This window comes from Kitasatospora sp. NBC_01287, assembly GCF_026340565.1.
GTDB lineage: Bacteria > Actinomycetota > Actinomycetes > Streptomycetales > Streptomycetaceae > Kitasatospora.
Genome location: NZ_JAPEPB010000001.1, coordinates 3560420 through 3576108 on the forward strand (window position 1 = coordinate 3560420; position 15689 = coordinate 3576108).

At 72.3% G+C, this 15689-nt stretch carries 16 protein-coding genes; 13 read left to right on the top strand and 3 right to left on the bottom strand.

All coding sequences use genetic code 11. The features are described from left to right. Positions 1-133 precede the first annotated feature (133 nt). From OG455_RS14865 to OG455_RS14880, 4 genes are all read left to right on the top strand, one after another. Positions 134-2092, top strand: coding sequence for a serine/threonine-protein kinase (locus tag OG455_RS14865; protein ID WP_266293875.1), 1959 nt, complete (start codon positions 134-136; stop codon positions 2090-2092). A 52-nt stretch (positions 2093-2144) separates the two neighbouring features. Beyond that, positions 2145-2324, top strand: coding sequence for a DUF6104 family protein (locus OG455_RS14870; protein ID WP_266293877.1), 180 nt, complete (start codon positions 2145-2147; stop codon positions 2322-2324). A 200-nt stretch (positions 2325-2524) separates the two neighbouring features. Next, positions 2525-3451 carry a DUF4097 family beta strand repeat-containing protein gene (locus tag OG455_RS14875; RefSeq protein WP_266293879.1) on the top strand — a complete coding sequence of 309 codons (927 nt, stop codon included), beginning with the start codon at positions 2525-2527 and terminating at the stop codon, positions 3449-3451. Continuing rightward, entirely contained in the window at positions 3448-4473 is a 1026-nt protein-coding gene (locus OG455_RS14880; RefSeq protein ID WP_266293881.1) for a PadR family transcriptional regulator, read from the top strand. Before OG455_RS14875 ends, OG455_RS14880 begins: the two co-directional genes overlap by 4 nt. A 149-nt stretch (positions 4474-4622) precedes the next feature. On the opposite strand, the gene OG455_RS14885 is transcribed toward OG455_RS14880, so the two are convergent. Together OG455_RS14885 and OG455_RS14890 are read right to left on the bottom strand one after the other, a co-directional pair. Continuing rightward, a complete protein-coding gene (locus OG455_RS14885; protein ID WP_266293883.1) occupies positions 4623-5585 on the bottom strand; it encodes a zinc-binding dehydrogenase in 963 nt (320 codons plus the stop codon). Between the two features lie 106 nt (positions 5586-5691). After that, positions 5692-6888, bottom strand: coding sequence for an NADP-dependent malic enzyme (locus OG455_RS14890; RefSeq protein WP_323185510.1), 1197 nt, complete (start codon positions 6886-6888; stop codon positions 5692-5694). A gap of 547 nt (positions 6889-7435) precedes the next feature. Here OG455_RS14890 and OG455_RS14895 point away from each other — a divergent pair. The 5 genes from OG455_RS14895 (at position 7436) to OG455_RS14915 (ending at position 12129) form a co-directional block, all read left to right on the top strand. Next, complete coding sequence (locus OG455_RS14895; RefSeq protein WP_266293885.1) at positions 7436-8338, top strand: ABC transporter substrate-binding protein; 903 nt, start codon at positions 7436-7438, stop codon at positions 8336-8338. A gap of 317 nt (positions 8339-8655) precedes the next feature. Next, positions 8656-9585, top strand: coding sequence for an ABC transporter substrate-binding protein (locus tag OG455_RS14900; protein ID WP_266293887.1), 930 nt, complete (start codon positions 8656-8658; stop codon positions 9583-9585). Between the two features lie 55 nt (positions 9586-9640). Continuing rightward, entirely contained in the window at positions 9641-10594 is a 954-nt protein-coding gene (locus OG455_RS14905) for an amino acid ABC transporter permease (RefSeq protein WP_266293889.1), read from the top strand. 47 nt (positions 10595-10641) lie between these two features. After that, a complete protein-coding gene (locus OG455_RS14910; RefSeq protein WP_266300785.1) occupies positions 10642-11394 on the top strand; it encodes an amino acid ABC transporter ATP-binding protein in 753 nt (250 codons plus the stop codon). 102 nt (positions 11395-11496) lie between these two features. After that, positions 11497-12129: a CGNR zinc finger domain-containing protein gene (locus OG455_RS14915; protein WP_266293891.1), complete on the top strand. Its 633-nt coding sequence runs from the start codon at positions 11497-11499 to the stop codon at positions 12127-12129. Here the strand turns inward: OG455_RS14915 and sodX are convergent. After that, the gene (gene sodX, locus OG455_RS14920; RefSeq protein WP_266300786.1) at positions 12113-12505 is read right to left on the bottom strand and encodes a nickel-type superoxide dismutase maturation protease; all 393 of its coding nucleotides are present in this window, start codon (positions 12503-12505) and stop codon (positions 12113-12115) included. The two genes, OG455_RS14915 and sodX, sit on opposite strands and share 17 nt — an antisense overlap. A 273-nt stretch (positions 12506-12778) precedes the next feature. Between sodX and sodN the strand changes: the two genes are divergently transcribed. The 4 genes from sodN to OG455_RS14940 all read left to right on the top strand — a co-directional run bounded on the left by sodN (position 12779) and on the right by OG455_RS14940 (position 15648). Continuing rightward, positions 12779-13174: a superoxide dismutase, Ni gene (gene sodN, locus OG455_RS14925; protein ID WP_266293893.1), complete on the top strand. Its 396-nt coding sequence runs from the start codon at positions 12779-12781 to the stop codon at positions 13172-13174. A gap of 89 nt (positions 13175-13263) precedes the next feature. Beyond that, a complete protein-coding gene (locus OG455_RS14930; RefSeq protein ID WP_266293895.1) occupies positions 13264-13752 on the top strand; it encodes a GNAT family N-acetyltransferase in 489 nt (162 codons plus the stop codon). A gap of 224 nt (positions 13753-13976) precedes the next feature. Continuing rightward, positions 13977-14399, top strand: a complete 423-nt coding sequence (locus tag OG455_RS14935; RefSeq protein ID WP_266300787.1) for an anti-sigma regulatory factor — start codon at positions 13977-13979, stop codon at positions 14397-14399. A 166-nt stretch (positions 14400-14565) separates the two neighbouring features. Then, positions 14566-15648, top strand: coding sequence for an RNA polymerase sigma factor SigF (locus tag OG455_RS14940; RefSeq protein ID WP_266293897.1), 1083 nt, complete (start codon positions 14566-14568; stop codon positions 15646-15648). Positions 15649-15689: the final 41 nt, after the last annotated feature.

Below are 15689 nucleotides of genomic sequence, written 5' to 3' on the forward strand. Positions count from 1 at the left end.
CCGGTCAGCAGCTCCCCGGGAAGGCCCCGGTCCGCACGCGGACCGGGGCCTTCCCGCTGCCGCAGATATCGGCTGGGTAACCAAACCGGTCCCGCCGTCTCGCGCCTGACGGTCCGTCGCTAATCTCGGCGCCATGCCTGCCGACGATCCACGTACCGCCGCGCCGCCGCCGCCCACCTTCCAGCCGCTGCACCCGGACGACCCGACCGAGGTGGCCGGGTACAAGCTGTACGCGCGGCTGGGGGCCGGCGGCATGGGCCGGGTCTACCTCTCGTACACCCCGGGTGGCCGGCCGGTGGCGCTGAAGGTGGTCCGCGCCGAGTTCGCCGAGGATGCCGAGTTCCGCCGCCGGTTCACCCAGGAGGTGGCCAACGCGCAGCGGATCCACGGCCTGTACACCGCCCAGGTGATCGACGCCGGCACCACGGCCGACGCGCCCTGGCTGGTCACCGCCTACGTGCCCGGGCCCTCGCTGCAGCAGGTGGTGCGCGAGCACGGCGCGCTGCCGGTGCGCACCGTGCTGCTGCTGCTCGGCGGCATCGCCGAGGCGCTGCAGGCCATCCACAGCGTCGCCGTGGTGCACCGCGACCTCAAGCCCGCCAACGTGCTGGTCGCCGCCGACGGCCCGCGGGTGATCGACTTCGGCATCGCCAGGGCCGCCGACGCCACCGCGCTGACCGGCACCGGGTTCCGGATCGGCTCGCCCGCCTTCATGGCGCCCGAGCAGGCCCAGGGCTCGCCCGTCACCCCCGCCACCGACGTCTTCGCGCTGGGCGCGCTGGCCGCCTACGTGGCAAGCGGGGTGCCGCCGTTCGGCGAGGGGCCGGAGACCGCGGTGCTCTACCGGGTGGTGCACGAGCCGCCGGAGCTGGCCGCGGTGCCCGACGACCTGCGCGAGCTGGTGCTGCGCTGCCTGGCCAAGTCGCCCGAGGACCGGCCGGCGCCGGCCGAGATCATCGAGATCGCCCGCAACCACCCCTCCGTCGGCGGGCAGCTGCGGTTCGCCGAGGACTGGCTGCCGGCGCCGGTCGCCACCGAGCTCACCCGGCGCTCCGACCTGCCCAGGACACCGCCGCCGGCCCCGGCCGCCGCCCCGGTCGCCGCCCCGCCGCGGCCGAGCGCGCCGCCGGTACCCACCGTGCCGACCACCGCGCCGGCCGCCGCGCCCGACTTCCCGGTCACCGGCCCGGTGGCACCGGCCGCACCGCCGCCGCCCGTCGAGGCGCCCACCACGCAGCTGCGGCCGCCGGAGCCGACCGTGCTGCTCCAGCAGCCCGTCCCCGCGCCCGTCCCCGCGCCCGCGCCCGCAGCCGCACCGCCGCCGCCGCCGCCGGCCAAGCGGAAGGGGGTCTCCTGGAAGACCCTGCTGACCGTCGCCGTGGTGATGGCGCTCGGCGGCGCGCTGGGCGGCGTGCTGCTGACCAGGAACGACAAGTCGAACAGCGCCGACGGCAGCAGCAGCGGCCGCACCAGCAGCCAGGCCCCGGCCACCTCGCCCACCCCGGCCGTCCTGCCACCCCCCAGCGCCCCGGGCAGCGCGAGCCCGGACACCGCGGGCCCCGACGCCGCGACCCCCGGCACCCCCGGCACCACCGGCACCACCGGCTCGTCGGCCGCCCTCGCGCCCACCCCGGTCAGCGGCGTCTCGGCGACCGCCGCGCTGGGCGGCTACACCCCGCTGGTGAGCAAGATCGAGCTGGACATCCCGGCCACCGAGTACGCCAGCAACGCGTACCGGGTCGACCTGGTCAACGGGAAGCTGGTGGCCCCTGGCACCAGCCTCAAGTGGGGCCTGTCGCTGCAGAACACCGGCAACGGCGGCGGCAGCCAGGCCGACTCCTTCGGCTCGGACGGCGACGACGCCTCCGACTTCGCGGTGATCACCGACCCCGCCGTCACCCCGGCCCAGTGCGACGCGGCGATCGACACCCACCCGGACTCCGACCTGTCCTTCAACCACGCCAGCGCGGGCCGGCTGCTCTGCATCCGCGACCGCACCACCCACGCCATCGGCATCGCGGCCGTGGAGACCGCCAACGCGCAGACCGGCGAGGTCAAGCTCTCGGTGAACACCTGGCAGGGCGGCGCCTGAGCCCGTCTATCCTGGCCCGGTAACCCGTCCTGAGGAACCACCGGAGCGCACCGTGTACTTCACCGACCGCGGCATCGAGGAGCTGGCGAGCCGGCGCGGCGACGAGGAGGTCACCTTCGAGTGGCTGGCCGAGCGCCTGCGCGAGTTCGTGGACCTCAATCCCGACTTCGAGGTCCCCGTCGAGCGGCTGGCCACCTGGCTGGCCCGGTTGGACGACGAGGACGAGGACTGAGCCGCCAGGCGCTCCCGACGCGCGGCAGGGCCCGGCAGGCAACCGCCTGCCGGGCCCTGCCACGTTCTCGGCGCGGAGAACCACTTGACTTCCCCGCCACGCGATATATCGTGTTTCTCGGAAGACGCGATACATCGCGACTTGCCGGATCGTCGCCACTCCAGCGTACGACGGCGGCCGCCACACGGGAGGACGAACAGATGAGCCAGTGGACAGTCAGCGAACCCGACCGGATCACCTTCGACGAGGCGGTGCGGGCGCTGAACGTGCGGATCGTCGGCGGGGCGGTCAACGTGGTCGCCGCCGAGGGCCCCGCCCGCCTGGAGGTCACCGAGTTGGACGGCGACCCGCTGCGGGTGACCCTCGCGGACGGCGTGCTCACCGTCACCTACCCCGAGCTGGACTGGAACGACTTCGGCGAGCGGTTCAAGTCGGTCGAATCGGTCAAGGGCGTGCTGGACTCGCTCTTCCGCAAGCGCCGGGCCCGCGCCGTGGTCTCGCTGACCGTGCCGGCCACCACCGAGGTCAAGGTCGGCACGGTCACCGCCGAGGCCACCGTCTCCGGCGTGCGCGGCGGCACCTCGGTGCACGGCGTGGCCGGCAGCACCACGCTGGTCGGCCTGGACGGGCTGATCGAGGCCAAGAGCGTCTCCGGCGACGTGGACGCCCAGTCGGTGGCCGGTGAGCTGCGGGTCAAGACCGTCTCCGGCGATCTGACGGTCATCTCCGGCACCCCCGCCTCGCTGCACGCCAACACGGTCGGCGGCGCGGTCACCCTGGACCTGGCGGGCACCGCGCCGGCCTCGGTGAAGATCAACACGGTCAACGGGGACGTCGCGGTGCGGCTGCCGCAGCCCGCCGACACCACGGTGGAGGCCGGCAGCACCAACGGCCAGTTCGCCACCGCCTTCGAGGAGTTGACGGTCGGCGGCAGCTGGGGCGCGAAGAAGCTCAGCGGCCGGCTCGGGGCCGGCACCGGCAGGCTCCAGGTCACCACCGTCTCCGGCGCGATCTCGGTGCTGCGCCGCCCCGAGCCCGAGGACGAGGGGCCCAGCCTGGTCAAGGAGCTGAGCGGCCCCGCCGCCGACCCCGAGCTGACCGACGAGCCGAAGGGTGAGCAGGAATGAGCGGCGTCTTCGCCCACGGCCGGCTGCGGCTCTACCTGCTGAAGCTGCTCGACGAGTCACCCCGGCACGGCTACGAGGTGATCCGCCTGCTGGAGGAGCGCTTCCACGGGCTCTACGCGCCGTCCGCCGGCACCGTTTATCCGCGTCTGGCCAAGTTGGAGCAGGAGGGGCTCGTGGAGCACAGCACCGAGGGTGGCCGCAAGGTCTACCGGATCACCGAGGCCGGCCGTGAGGAGCTGACCGAGCGTCAGGAGGACCTGGCCGAGCTGGAGGTGGAGATCAGCGACTCGGTCGCCCAGCTCGCCGGGGCGATCCGGGAGGACGTCCGGGACTCCGCCAAGGACCTGCGCGCCGAACTGCGCGACGCGGCCCGCAACGCGCCCCGGGCGGCCGACCCCGGCACCCCGCGGACCGCGCCGCTGGGCGGCGAGGCGGGCTGGCAGCGCACCAAGGAGGAGTTCGCCGGCTTCAAGGCCCAGGCCAAGAAGGCCAAGGAGCAGGAGCGGGCCGCCAAGGAGCAGGCCAAGAAGGCCAAGGAGGAGGCCCGCAAGGCCAAGGAGCAGTCGCAGGCGGTGCGCCAGGCGGCGCAGCAGGAGGCGCTGCGGATCAAGCGCCGGGTCGAGCAGCAGGTGCGCGAGCACGTCTCCAAGGGCGACTGGCCGACCGGTCTGGCCGAGGGCCTCTCCGAGCTGACCAGGGGCCTGGCCGGCCTGGCCGACTCGGCCCGCTGGGGCGAGGGTGCCGGGAGCGGCCCGAGCGATCGGGCGGCGGACAAGGTCGACTTCGGCAAGGGCGACGTCGGCGGGGACGCGCCGGCCGACCTGCCCGACTGGGCCCGCACCGAGGCCGACGCCGACCCGGCGCGCGAGCTGGAGCGGCTGCTGGACCGGTTCCGCGACCAGGTCCGCGACGCCTCCAGGGACGCCACCCGGGACGGCGGCCGGGTGACGGCCGATCAGCTGGCCGAGGCGCAGTCGGTGCTGGCCGGCGCCGCCGAGCGGCTGCGCCGCCTGCTCGGCTGACCAGGCGTCACCGAACGCCTCAGCACGGCCCGTTGCCCGCGCCCCCGGCGCGTGCGACGGGCCGTGCGCCGTTCAGAGCCCCAGCGCGCCACTCAGAGCCTCTGTGCAACCTCAGGGCTCCAGCGCGACCCCAGGACTCCTGTGCGACCTCAGGGCTCCAGTACGACCTTCCCGAAGACCTCGCCCTTGGCCAGCCGCGCGAAGCCGTCGCGCGCCTCGGCCAGCGGCAGCACCGAGTCGATCACCGGGCGCACTCCGGCGTGCGCGCAGAGCGCGAGCAGCCCGGCGAGCTCCTCCTTGGTCCCCATGGTCGAGCCGACCACCTTGAGTTCCAGGAAGAAGATCCGGTTCAGCTCGGCCGACTTCGGGCTCGGTCCCGAGGTGGCGCCGGAGATCACGATGGTCCCGCCCGGGCGCAGCGACTTCACCGAGTGCGACCAGGTGGCCGCCCCGACCGTCTCCATCACCGCGTCCACCCGCGCCGGCAGCCGCGCGCCGCTCTCGAAGGCGGCGTCCGCGCCCAGCTCCACGGCCCGGGCGCGCTTGGCCTCGTCCCGGCCGGTCACCCAGACCCGTAGGCCGGCCGCCTTGCCCAGGACGATCAGCGCGGTGGCCACCCCGCCGCCCGCGCCCTGCACCAGCACGGTGTCGCCCGGGCGCACCCCGGCGTTGGTGAAGAGCATCCGGTAGGCGGTGAGCCAGGCCGTCGGCAGGCAGGCCGCCTCGGCGAAGGAGAGCTCGGCCGGCTTGGGCAGCAGGTTCCAGGTCGGCACCGCCACCCGCTGGGCGAAGGTGCCCTGGTAGCGCTCGGTGAGGATCGAGCGCGGCTCCTCGGGCCCGACCCCGTGACCGCTCTGGCCGATCACCGAGTGGATCACCACCTCGTTGCCCTGCTCGTCGATCCCGGCCGCGTCGCAGCCCAGGATCATCGGCAGCCGCTCGGCGGGCAGTCCCACCCCGCGCAGCGACCAGAGGTCGTGGTGGTTGAGGGTGGCGGCCTTGACGGTCACCACGCTCCAGCCGGGTCGGGCCTCGGGCTCGGGCAGTTCCCCGAGTTCCAGGGCGCTCAGGGGATCGTCGGCATCGATGCGGGCTGCGTAGGCGGCGAACATGGACCGGACACTAGCCAAGAAGCGACGGGGCCCGGAACCACGCGGGAGTGTGACCTCCGCCGCGTGTCCCGGGCCCACCGTGCGCCGGTCCTCGTGGTCAGTACGCCTAGCGCCGCGCGACGCCCTCGCGCCGGGCCGCCTCGGCGACCGCCTTGCTGACCGCCGGCGCCACCCGCGCGTCGAACGGCGAGGGGATCACCTTCTGCGCCGTCAGCTCGTCGGCCACCACGGCGGCCAGCGCCTGGGCGGCCGCCAGCTTCATGCCCTCGGTGATCCGGGTGGCCCGCACCTGGAGCGCGCCGGCGAAGATGCCGGGGAAGGCCAGCACGTTGTTGATCTGGTTCGGGAAGTCCGAGCGCCCGGTGGCGACCACGGCCGCGTACTTGTGCGCGACCTCGGGGTGGATCTCCGGGTTCGGGTTGGCCATCGCGAAGATGAAGCAGTCCTTGGCCATGGTGGCCACCGCCTCCTCCGGCACGGTGCCGCCGGAGACGCCGATGAAGACGTCCGCCCCGTCCAGCGCCTGGGCCAGCGAGCCGGTGAGGCCGGCCTTGTTGGTGAGCCCGGCGATCTCGGCCTTGACGTCGGTCAGGTCCTCGCGGCCCTGGTGGACCACGCCACGCCGGTCGCAGACCGAGACGTCGCCGATGCCGGCCGCCACCAGCATCTTGGCGATCGCGATGCCGGCCGCGCCGGCGCCGGAGATGACCGCACGCAGCGAACCGATCTCGCGCCCGGTGACCTTGGCGGCGTTCCACAGCGCGGCGGTGCTGACGATCGCGGTGCCGTGCTGGTCGTCGTGGAAGACCGGGATGTCCAGCGCCTCCTGCAGCCGGCGCTCGATCTCGAAGCAGCGCGGCGCCGAGATGTCCTCCAGGTTGACGCCGCCGAAGGAGGGCGCCAGCCGGACCACGGTCTCGATGATCTCGTCCACGTCCGTGCAGGCCAGCGCGATCGGGACCGCGTCCACGCCGCCGAACTGCTTGAACAGGATCGCCTTGCCCTCCATCACGGGCAGCGAGGCCTGCGGGCCGATGTCGCCCAGGCCCAGCACGGCGGTGCCGTCGGTGACCACCGCGACGGTGTTGGCCTTCCAGGTGTAGTCGTTGACCAGCTCGGGGTGCTCCGCGATGGCGGTGCAGACCCGGGCGACCCCGGGGGTGTAGGCCAGGGACAGGTCGTCCGCGTCGCGCACCGGAACGGTTGCGCGCACCTCCATCTTGCCGCCGCGGTGGAGCGCGAAAACGGCGTCCACCGGATCGTCGGTGTCCTGGGTACGGGGGTGGATGATCTCCGCTGCCACGATGACCTCTTCGTCATGATCAGCGAGGCCCGCGGTGTGCGACGGCGGTCGAAAGGCGCGTCGGACAGCGGGCCTCTGGTGAGGGTTTTGATGAGCCTGCGCGGTGCTTTCCGGCGAGCCTAGGGCGAGAGGCGGCATCGCACGTGTGCCTCGGTCTCTCGTCACGCACTGTTCACCGGTATCGGTGGGTCGGGACGTGCCACGCAGGGGTGAACAGGGGGCCCGTCAGGGGAGCTGGTGCCGCGGCTACGGAGTCGGCGTCATGACTTCCGGTCCTGTGCACCCCGGCACTGTCGCGCGCCGGCGGGCTCTGTTCGGTGTCGGGGATCACCCGATAGCAGATTCTGACACACCCGGCGCTCCGCGCGGCAGACAGGGATGGGAGGATCACCGTCCCCGCCCCCCTTTCGGCAACCTCGACGGACACCGGCCGCGTACCCCTGAACCCGCGGCCACCTGGGCAGACCCGAGGTCGCGCTGCACACCCCAGCAGCCCCGCCGTGGCGGACCTCACTCTCCTTCCCTCCCTCAGGAAGCCAGTCCAGCCATGCGCAACCGCATCCTCGTACCCGCACTCGGCATCAGCAGCCTGCTGCTCGCCGGCTGCGCCACCGCCCCCTCCGCCGCGGTGACCAGCGGCCCCGGTCTGCGGGCCCAACTGCCCAAGGCGCTGCGCGCCGCGGGTGTCCTCAAGATCGGCTCGAACCTCAACTACGCTCCGGTCGACTTCAAGGACCCGAGCACCGACCGTCCCAGCGGCCTGGACGTCGACCTGGCCGACGCCCTGGGCGGCTACCTGGGCATGAAGGTCCAGATCGTCGACGAGCCCTTCGCCCAGCTGATCCCGGATGTCCAGGCCGGCAGGCTGGACCTGGCCATGTCGGCCGTCATCGACACCCAGGAGCGGGAGCAGGGCCTGGACGACAACGGCACCCGGAGCAACCCCGGCGTCGACTTCGTGGACTACTTCGTCACCGGCACCTCGATCCTGGTGAAGGCGGGCAATCCGCTCTCGGTGCTCAACCTGGACGGCCTGTGCGGGCACACCGTCGCCCTGCAGAGCGGCACCGTCCAGGCCGAGATCGCCACCCGCCAGGTGTCCGCCTGCCAGCAGGCCGGCAAACCGCTGAAGATCGACCAGTTCGCCACCGACGCGCAGGCCCTGACCGAGGTCGACTCCGGAGCGGCCGCGGCCGACCTCAACGACTACCCGGTCGCCGCCTACAACACCGAGCCCGACCGCGGCGGCGGCCGGTTCCAGGTGACCGGCGCCGTGCTGCAGACCAGCCCCTACGGGATCACCGTCAACAAGGCGAACGGCACGCTGCGCGACGTCGTCTCCACGGCACTCGACCAGCTGATCCGCACCGGCGCCTACGACCAGATCCTGGCCAAGTGGAACGCCAAGGACGGCGCCGTGCCCGCCGCTACGGTGAACGGCGGCTTCTGACGCGGCGGTGGGCACCCTGGCCAGCACCCTGGCCAGTGGCTGACCAGCCACTGATCCAGCCATTTATCCGGCCGCTCGTCCGGCCACTGATCGGCTCCCGCCCGGCCGCACCACCGGGCGGGAGCCGATCACCGGTGAGAACCTGGCAGGAAAAGAGCGGCGGAGCGATCGCGTTACGCATTTTTGATCTCAATAGTGCTCCGCTCAACTGTTCGGTGATGGCAGGATTCCCCCACCACCCAGGCGGAGGGTGGACCACCCCGCACAGGACCGACCCCGCGGCCTATCCGCCTCACCTCTCACCAGGAGGCTCCCCCATGCGCACACGCACCCGCCGTTCCAACCTCGCCGCCCTCGGGGCACTGGCCCTCGCCGGCGCGCTGGCCGTCACCGGTTGCAGCAGTAGCAGCAGTAGCAGCGGCTCCGGCGGCGGCAGCAGCGCCTCGGCGATACCCACCCCGACCGCCGTCGCCTCACTCGCCGCCCTGGTCCCGCCGGACCTCAAGTCGAGCGGCAAGCTCGTGGTCGCCGCGGACGCGTCCTACGCGCCCAACGAGTTCAAGGACGCCAGCGGCAACGTGGTCGGCATGGACGTCGACATGGCGAAGGCCATCGCGCAGACCCTGGGGCTGAGCGCCGACGTGCAGAACGCCGACTTCACCTCGATCATCCCCGGCATCACCTCGGGCAAGTACCAGCTCGGCATGAGCTCCTTCACCGACACCAAGGACCGCGAGGCCACGGTCGACATGGTGACCTACTTCTCGGCCGGCACCAGTGCCGCGGTGAAGTCGGGCAACCCGGACCACATCGACCCGACCGACCTGTGCGGCAAGAAGGTCGCGGTGCAGACCGGCACCACCCAGGCCGACGAGATCAAGAACACCATCAACCCCGCGTGCACGGCGGCGGGCAAGCCGACCGTCCCCAACGACGGCGACAAGTTCGACCTGCAGACGGACGTCACCCAGGCCCTGGTGGCCGGGCGCGACCAGGTGATGCTGGCCGACTCGCCGGTCGTCGACTACGCGGTGCAGCAGACCGGCGGCCAGCTGCAGAAGGTCGGCTCCACCACGGACACCGCCCCGTACGGCATCGTGGTCGCCAAGAACTCCCCCCTGACCAAGGCCGTCCAGGGCGCCGTGGAGTCCCTGATGGCGAACGGCACCTACAAGGCGATCCTCACCAAGTGGGGCGTCCAGGCCGGGGCCGTCGACACCTCCACGGTCAACGGCGCGACCAGCTGACCGACGCTCGAACTCACTCCCTGGGGCCACAGTGAACCCATCTGATCAGGAGTCGGTGACCAGGCGACGGCCGGCGGACATCAAGGCCGTGCCGGTGCGCCACCCCGGCCGCTGGGCGGGAGCCGTCGTCGTCGCGATCCTCGCGGCGATGCTGGTCCACGCCCTGCTCTTCAACAAAGCCTTCCAGTGGCACGTGGTGGGCAAGTACCTGTTCGACCACACCATCATCAACGGGCTCGTCACCACCCTTGAGCTGACGGCCCTGGCCATGGTGATGGGCGTGGTGGGCGGGGTCGTCCTCGCCGTCATGCGGCTCTCGCCCAACCCGCTGCTCTCCGGCACCGCCTGGGTCTACATCTGGGTGTTCCGCGGCACCCCGGTGCTGGTCCAGTTGCTGTTCTGGGAGTTCATGGGCTCGCTCTGGCCCCGGCTCTCGATCGGCATCCCGTTCGGCACCGACTTCTGGTCCGAGTCCACCAACACGCTGATCCCGGTCTTCACCGCCGCCCTGCTCGGCCTCGGCCTGAACGAGGCCGCCTACATGGCGGAGATCGTGCGCGGCGGCATCCAGTCCGTCCCGCTGGGCCAGACCGAGGCGGCCCACGCGCTCGGCATGAGCAAGGGCAGGACGCTGCGGCGGATCATCCTGCCGCAGGCGATGCGGGTGATCATCCCGCCGACCGGCAACGAGACCATCTCGATGCTGAAGACCACCTCGCTCGCCTACTCGATCTCCCTGGTGGAGCTGCTCGGCGCGGCGCACGACATCTACTCGCGCACCTTCCAGACCATCCCGCTGCTGATCGTGGCGAGCATCTGGTACCTGTTCCTGACCTCGATCCTGACCGTCATCCAGTACTACATCGAGCGCCACTACGCGCGCGGCGCCAACCGGATCCTGCCGCCGACCCCGCTGCAGCGGCTGCGCGGGCTCTTCCGCGGCAGGCGGGTGCCGCCGACGGACGCGGTCGACGTGGTCCCCGGCCTTGAAGGAGGCGGTCATCTATGAGCGAGACGCAGGCGCCCATCGCCCCGGACCGCGCCCCGGGCGGGGTGATGGTCCGGGCCGAGGAGGTGCACAAGTCCTTCGGCCAGCTGCACGTGCTCAAGGGCATCGACCTGCAGGTGCGGCAGGGCGAGGTGTTCGTGCTGGTCGGCCCGTCCGGCTCGGGCAAGTCCACCTTCCTGCGGTGCATCAACCACCTGGAGAAGATCAACGCCGGCCGGCTCTGGGTCGACGGCGAGCTGGTCGGCTACCGGCAGCAGGGCGACAAGCTCTACGAGCTGAAGGACCGCGAGGTGGCGCTCAAGCGGCGCGACATCGGCATGGTCTTCCAGCACTTCAACCTGTTCCCGCACATGACCGCGCTGGAGAACGTCACCGAGGCCCCGGTGCAGGTCAGGGGCGAGGCCAAGGCCGCGGCCCGGGAGCAGGCCCGGGCGCTGCTGGAGCGGGTGGGGCTGGCCGAGAAGGCGGACAGCTACCCCTCCCAGCTCTCCGGCGGCCAGCAGCAGCGGGTGGCGATCGCCCGGGCGCTGGCCATGGAGCCCAAGCTGATGCTCTTCGACGAGCCCACCTCGGCGCTCGACCCCGAGCTGGTCGGCGAGGTGCTGGACGTGATGCGCGGCCTGGCCGAGGACGGCATGACGATGATCGTGGTCACCCACGAGATGGGCTTCGCCCGCGAGGTGGGCGACGCCCTGGTCTTCATGGACGGCGGGGTGGTGGTCGAGTCGGGCCACCCGCGCGAGGTGCTCGCCAACCCGCGGCACGAGCGCACCAAGGCGTTCCTCTCCAAGGTGCTCTAGGCCCCGCGTAGGCGCCGGTCCCCGGGCCGGCGCCTACGCGTTCCGGGCAAAAGGTAATAGGCTTCGAGCAGACTACCTATTACTTCCTGCGGAGGGTTCCCGGTGGAGCTGGCCCTGTACGCCGACTACGCCGTCCGGCTGGTCAACAGCGAGGAGCCGGAGCGCGGCACCGACGCGCTGGTCAGCGTGGACGCGGTGCGCGCACTGTTCGGCAACCCCGAGTCGGAGACGGCCCGGCTCACCGAGACCGCCGACGTGGCCCGGCTGCGGGCGGTGCGCGGCCGGCTGCGGGCGGTCTTCGAGGCCGCGGCCGGCGGCGACGAGGTCCGCGGCGTCGACCTGCTGAACGGGCTGATGATCGAGCACCCGGTCAGCCCGCTGGTCTCCGGCCACGACTACCTGGACGAGCAGGGGCGGCCGCGCTGGCACCTGCACCTGGCGGACAACGCGGGCACCGCGACCGCCGCGTTCACGGCGGTGGCCTGCATGGGGCTGGCGATCCACCTGACCGAGCTGGGCGCGGACCGGCTGGGCATCTGCCAGGCCGCGCCCTGCCGCAACGCCTACCTGGACACCTCCACCAACCGCTCGCGCCGCTACTGCTCGGACCGCTGCGCGACCCGGGCCAACGTGGCGGCCTACCGGGCCCGCAAGCGCCAGGAGGCCGCGCTGGCGGCCGAGGACGGGCCTGCGGCCGAGGACGGCCCGGGCGGCGCGGCTACAGCTCGGGGCTGAGCCGCCGGAACACCCCGAACCGCGCGGCCAGCCCCGGCCAGCGGCCCAGCGGGCGGGCGCAGAGCAGCCGCTCCAGCCAGCCGGCCGGCGCCAGCCAGACCGGGTTCGGGGCGATCCGCAGCAGCACCCGGCCCAGCACCAGATCGTCAGGTACCGGGCCGTACTCCCGGCTGTCGTTCTCCACGAACTGGTTGTCGGAGAGCAGCCACCAGCCCTTGGCCCGCCGCTCGGTGGCCCGTTTGACCACCAGCAGGTCCTGCCGGAGCGGGTGCCGCACCAGCACCACGGCGCCGGGCCGCACCCGGGCGCCGTACCTGACCACCAGCCGGTCACCGTGGTAGAGGGTGGGGACCATCGAGGGCCCGGCCACGTCCATCAGCCCGAACGGGACCAACCCACCCTCCGTACGCTCCACGGGCTCTGGGCCCGCGTCAGTGCCCTTTCGCCGCATCGCCGTGCCTCCTCGTCGCGCCAGCCGGTCCGCTCCGTCGCGCACCAGCATCCCGTACATCCTCCAGGGACAACGCGCGCCCGATATCGACCGGTTCCGACTCAACCTTTTGCCCTAGGCCGCCGTCCCGGCCGCGAATTCCGGGAAGCCGCGGGGTAGTCTCAGGCCCGGGAAGACGATCTCCAAGGAAGGACTCACATGCTCTCTCGCCTGTTTGCGCCGCGGGTCACCGCTCACGCCCACTGCGACCTGCCCTGCGGTGTCTACGACCCCGCTCAGGCGCGGATCGAGGCCGAGTCGGTGAAGGGTACTCAGGAGAAGTACCAGGCCAACGAGGACGCCCACTTCCGCGCGCGCGCCATCATCATCAAGGAGCAGCGCGCCGAGGCCGTCAAGCACCACCTGTCGGTCCTGTGGAGCGACTACTTCAAGGCCCCGCACTTCGAGAAGTACCCCGAGCTGCACCAGCTCTTCAACGACGCGCTGAAGGCCGCCTCGGCCGCCAAGGCCTCGACGGACCCGGCCACCGGCCAGACGCTGCTGGACTACATCGCCCAGATCGACAAGATCTTCTGGGAGACCAAGCAGGCCTGAGGCCGCGCACGGTCAACCCGCGACTGACGCCCTTCGCTCCTTCGAGTGAAGGGCGTCAGTCGTGCCCGGACCCCAGTACCCTCGGAAGCATGATCAGAAGCGCCGTCGCCGAGGACGTCCCCACCATCATCGAGCTGATCCGCGAACTCGCGGAGTACGAAAAGGCCCTGGACCAGGCCAAGGCCACCGAGGAGCAACTGCGCGAGGCCCTCTTCGGCGCGCACCCGGCGGTCTTCGCCCTGATCGCCGAGTCCGTCGACGAGGCCACCGGGAGCCACCGGACGGTCGGCTTCGCCCTCTGGTTCCGCAACTTCTCCACCTGGACCGGCACCCACGGGATCTACCTGGAGGACCTCTACGTGCGCCCCGCCGAACGCGGCGGCGGCCACGGCAAGGCCCTGCTCACCGAACTGGCCCGGATCGCGGTGGAGCGCGGCTACGGTCGCCTGGAGTGGGCGGTGCTGGACTGGAACGAGCCCTCGATCGGCTTCTACAAGTCGCTCGGCGCCCAGCCGATGGACGAGTGGACGACCTTCAGGTTGGCCGGCGAACCGCTGCGCGAGCTGGGAAAGCGCTGACGACCTGCGAGGAATCCGGTCACAGGTCGCGACATCCATCGGCCGATCGCGGTAACGTCTCGGCGGGCGGCCCGCGTCCGGAGCCCCCCGAGCGGGTAGGACTGGGACGTACCGCACCACCCCTCAAGACAGTTGGGGCGAAGCAGTTGAGCCAAGCAACAGAACGTGCCGCGGCCCACGGGTCACCAGCACAGCACGTCACCCAGGAGGTGAGGGTGTCCCAGATCAACGGCGCTGCCGAATCCGGGGACGAAACGGCCGCCACGGATTTCGTGGAGGTCCGACTGCCCGCCCAGGGCGCTTACCTCTCGGTGCTGCGGACGGCCACGGCCGGCCTCGCGGCGCGGCTGGACTTCACCCTCGACGAGATCGAGGACCTGAGGATCGCGGTGGACGAGGCCTGCGCCATCCTGCTCCAGCAGGCGGTGCCGGGCTCGGTGCTCACGTGCGAGTTCCGGCTGGTGGGCGACGCGCTGCGGGTCACCGTCTCGGCGCCGACCACGGACGGCCGGGCACCCGAGCGCGACACCTTCGCCTGGACGGTGCTCTCCGCACTGGCCGGCGAGGTGGAGTCCTCGGTCGCCGAGGACCGCACGGTCAGCATCAGCCTGCACAAGAAGCGCGGCGGGACGATCCTCCAACCGTGAATCCGGCCGCCCCGGCCCGACCCGCCGAGGGCCCGGGCGGGGCGCCGCCGCACACCCTCCCGGAGCGGCGACGTTCCCGCTCCGGGGCCCGAACGCGGTACAACCAATGTGATGGCCCGGCCGCGACTGTGGCCCGGGCGCTCCCGGAACGGAACGGGGGATCGCCGTGAGTGATCTGGATCGGAACTCTGCTGTCGGGCCGCTGCCCGTGGACGGCCGCGCCGCGGACGAGGCGTCCGCCGATGACCGGGCCGTGCCCGGTCCGGCCCGCCGTCTTACCGTGCCCGCCCCCGCCTCCCCCCACGACGCCCACCCGAAGGACGCCCACCGGATGAGCCAGCCGACCGACCCGACGCCGGAACCGACGGCCGGGCCACGCCCGCCGGCCGACGAGACCGGCCCCCTGGGCGAGCAGGCGGCGGAAGAGGTGCCGACCGCCGAGCTGGTCAGGGCCACCCTGCCGGCGCAGGGGGTCGGCCAGCACCGCAGCGGCGCCCCGGACCGGGAGGCGGCGCGCGCGCTCTTCGTGCGCCTGGCCGAGCTTCCCGAGGGCTCCGCCGAGCGGGTGGAGCTGCGCAACCAGCTGGTCCGGATGCACATCCCGCTGGTCGAGCACCTGGCCCGGCGCTTCCGCAACCGCGGCGAGCCGCTGGACGACCTGACCCAGGTGGCCACCATCGGCCTGATCAAGTCGGTGGACCGGTTCGACCACGAGCGCGGGGTGGAGTTCTCCACCTACGCCACCCCGACCATCGTGGGCGAGATCAAGCGGCACTTCCGGGACAAGGGCTGGGCGGTGCGGGTGCCGCGACGGCTGCAGGAGCTGCGGCTCTCGCTGACCACCGCGACCAGCGAGCTCTCCCAGCGGCACGGCCGCTCCCCCACGGTGCACGAGCTGGCCGAGCACCTCGGCATCTCCGAGGAGGACGTGCTGGAGGGCCTGGAGTCGGCCAACGCCTACTCCACCCTCTCGCTGGACGTCCCCGACAGCGACGACGAGTCGCCGGCCGTGGCGGACACCCTGGGTGCCACCGACGAGGCGCTGGAGGGCGTGGAGTACCGCGAGTCGCTCAAGCCGCTGCTGGCCCAACTGCCGCAGCGCGAGCAGAAGATCCTGGTGCTCCGGTTCTTCCGGAACATGACGCAGTCTCAGATCGCCGCCGAGGTGGGCATCTCGCAGATGCACGTCTCGCGGCTGCTCGCCCGCACTCTGGCCCAGCTGCGGGACAAGCTGCTCGTCGAGGAGTGAGGGCGGGCGGCCCGGTGGGCCGAGGCACCCGCCGGGCCGCC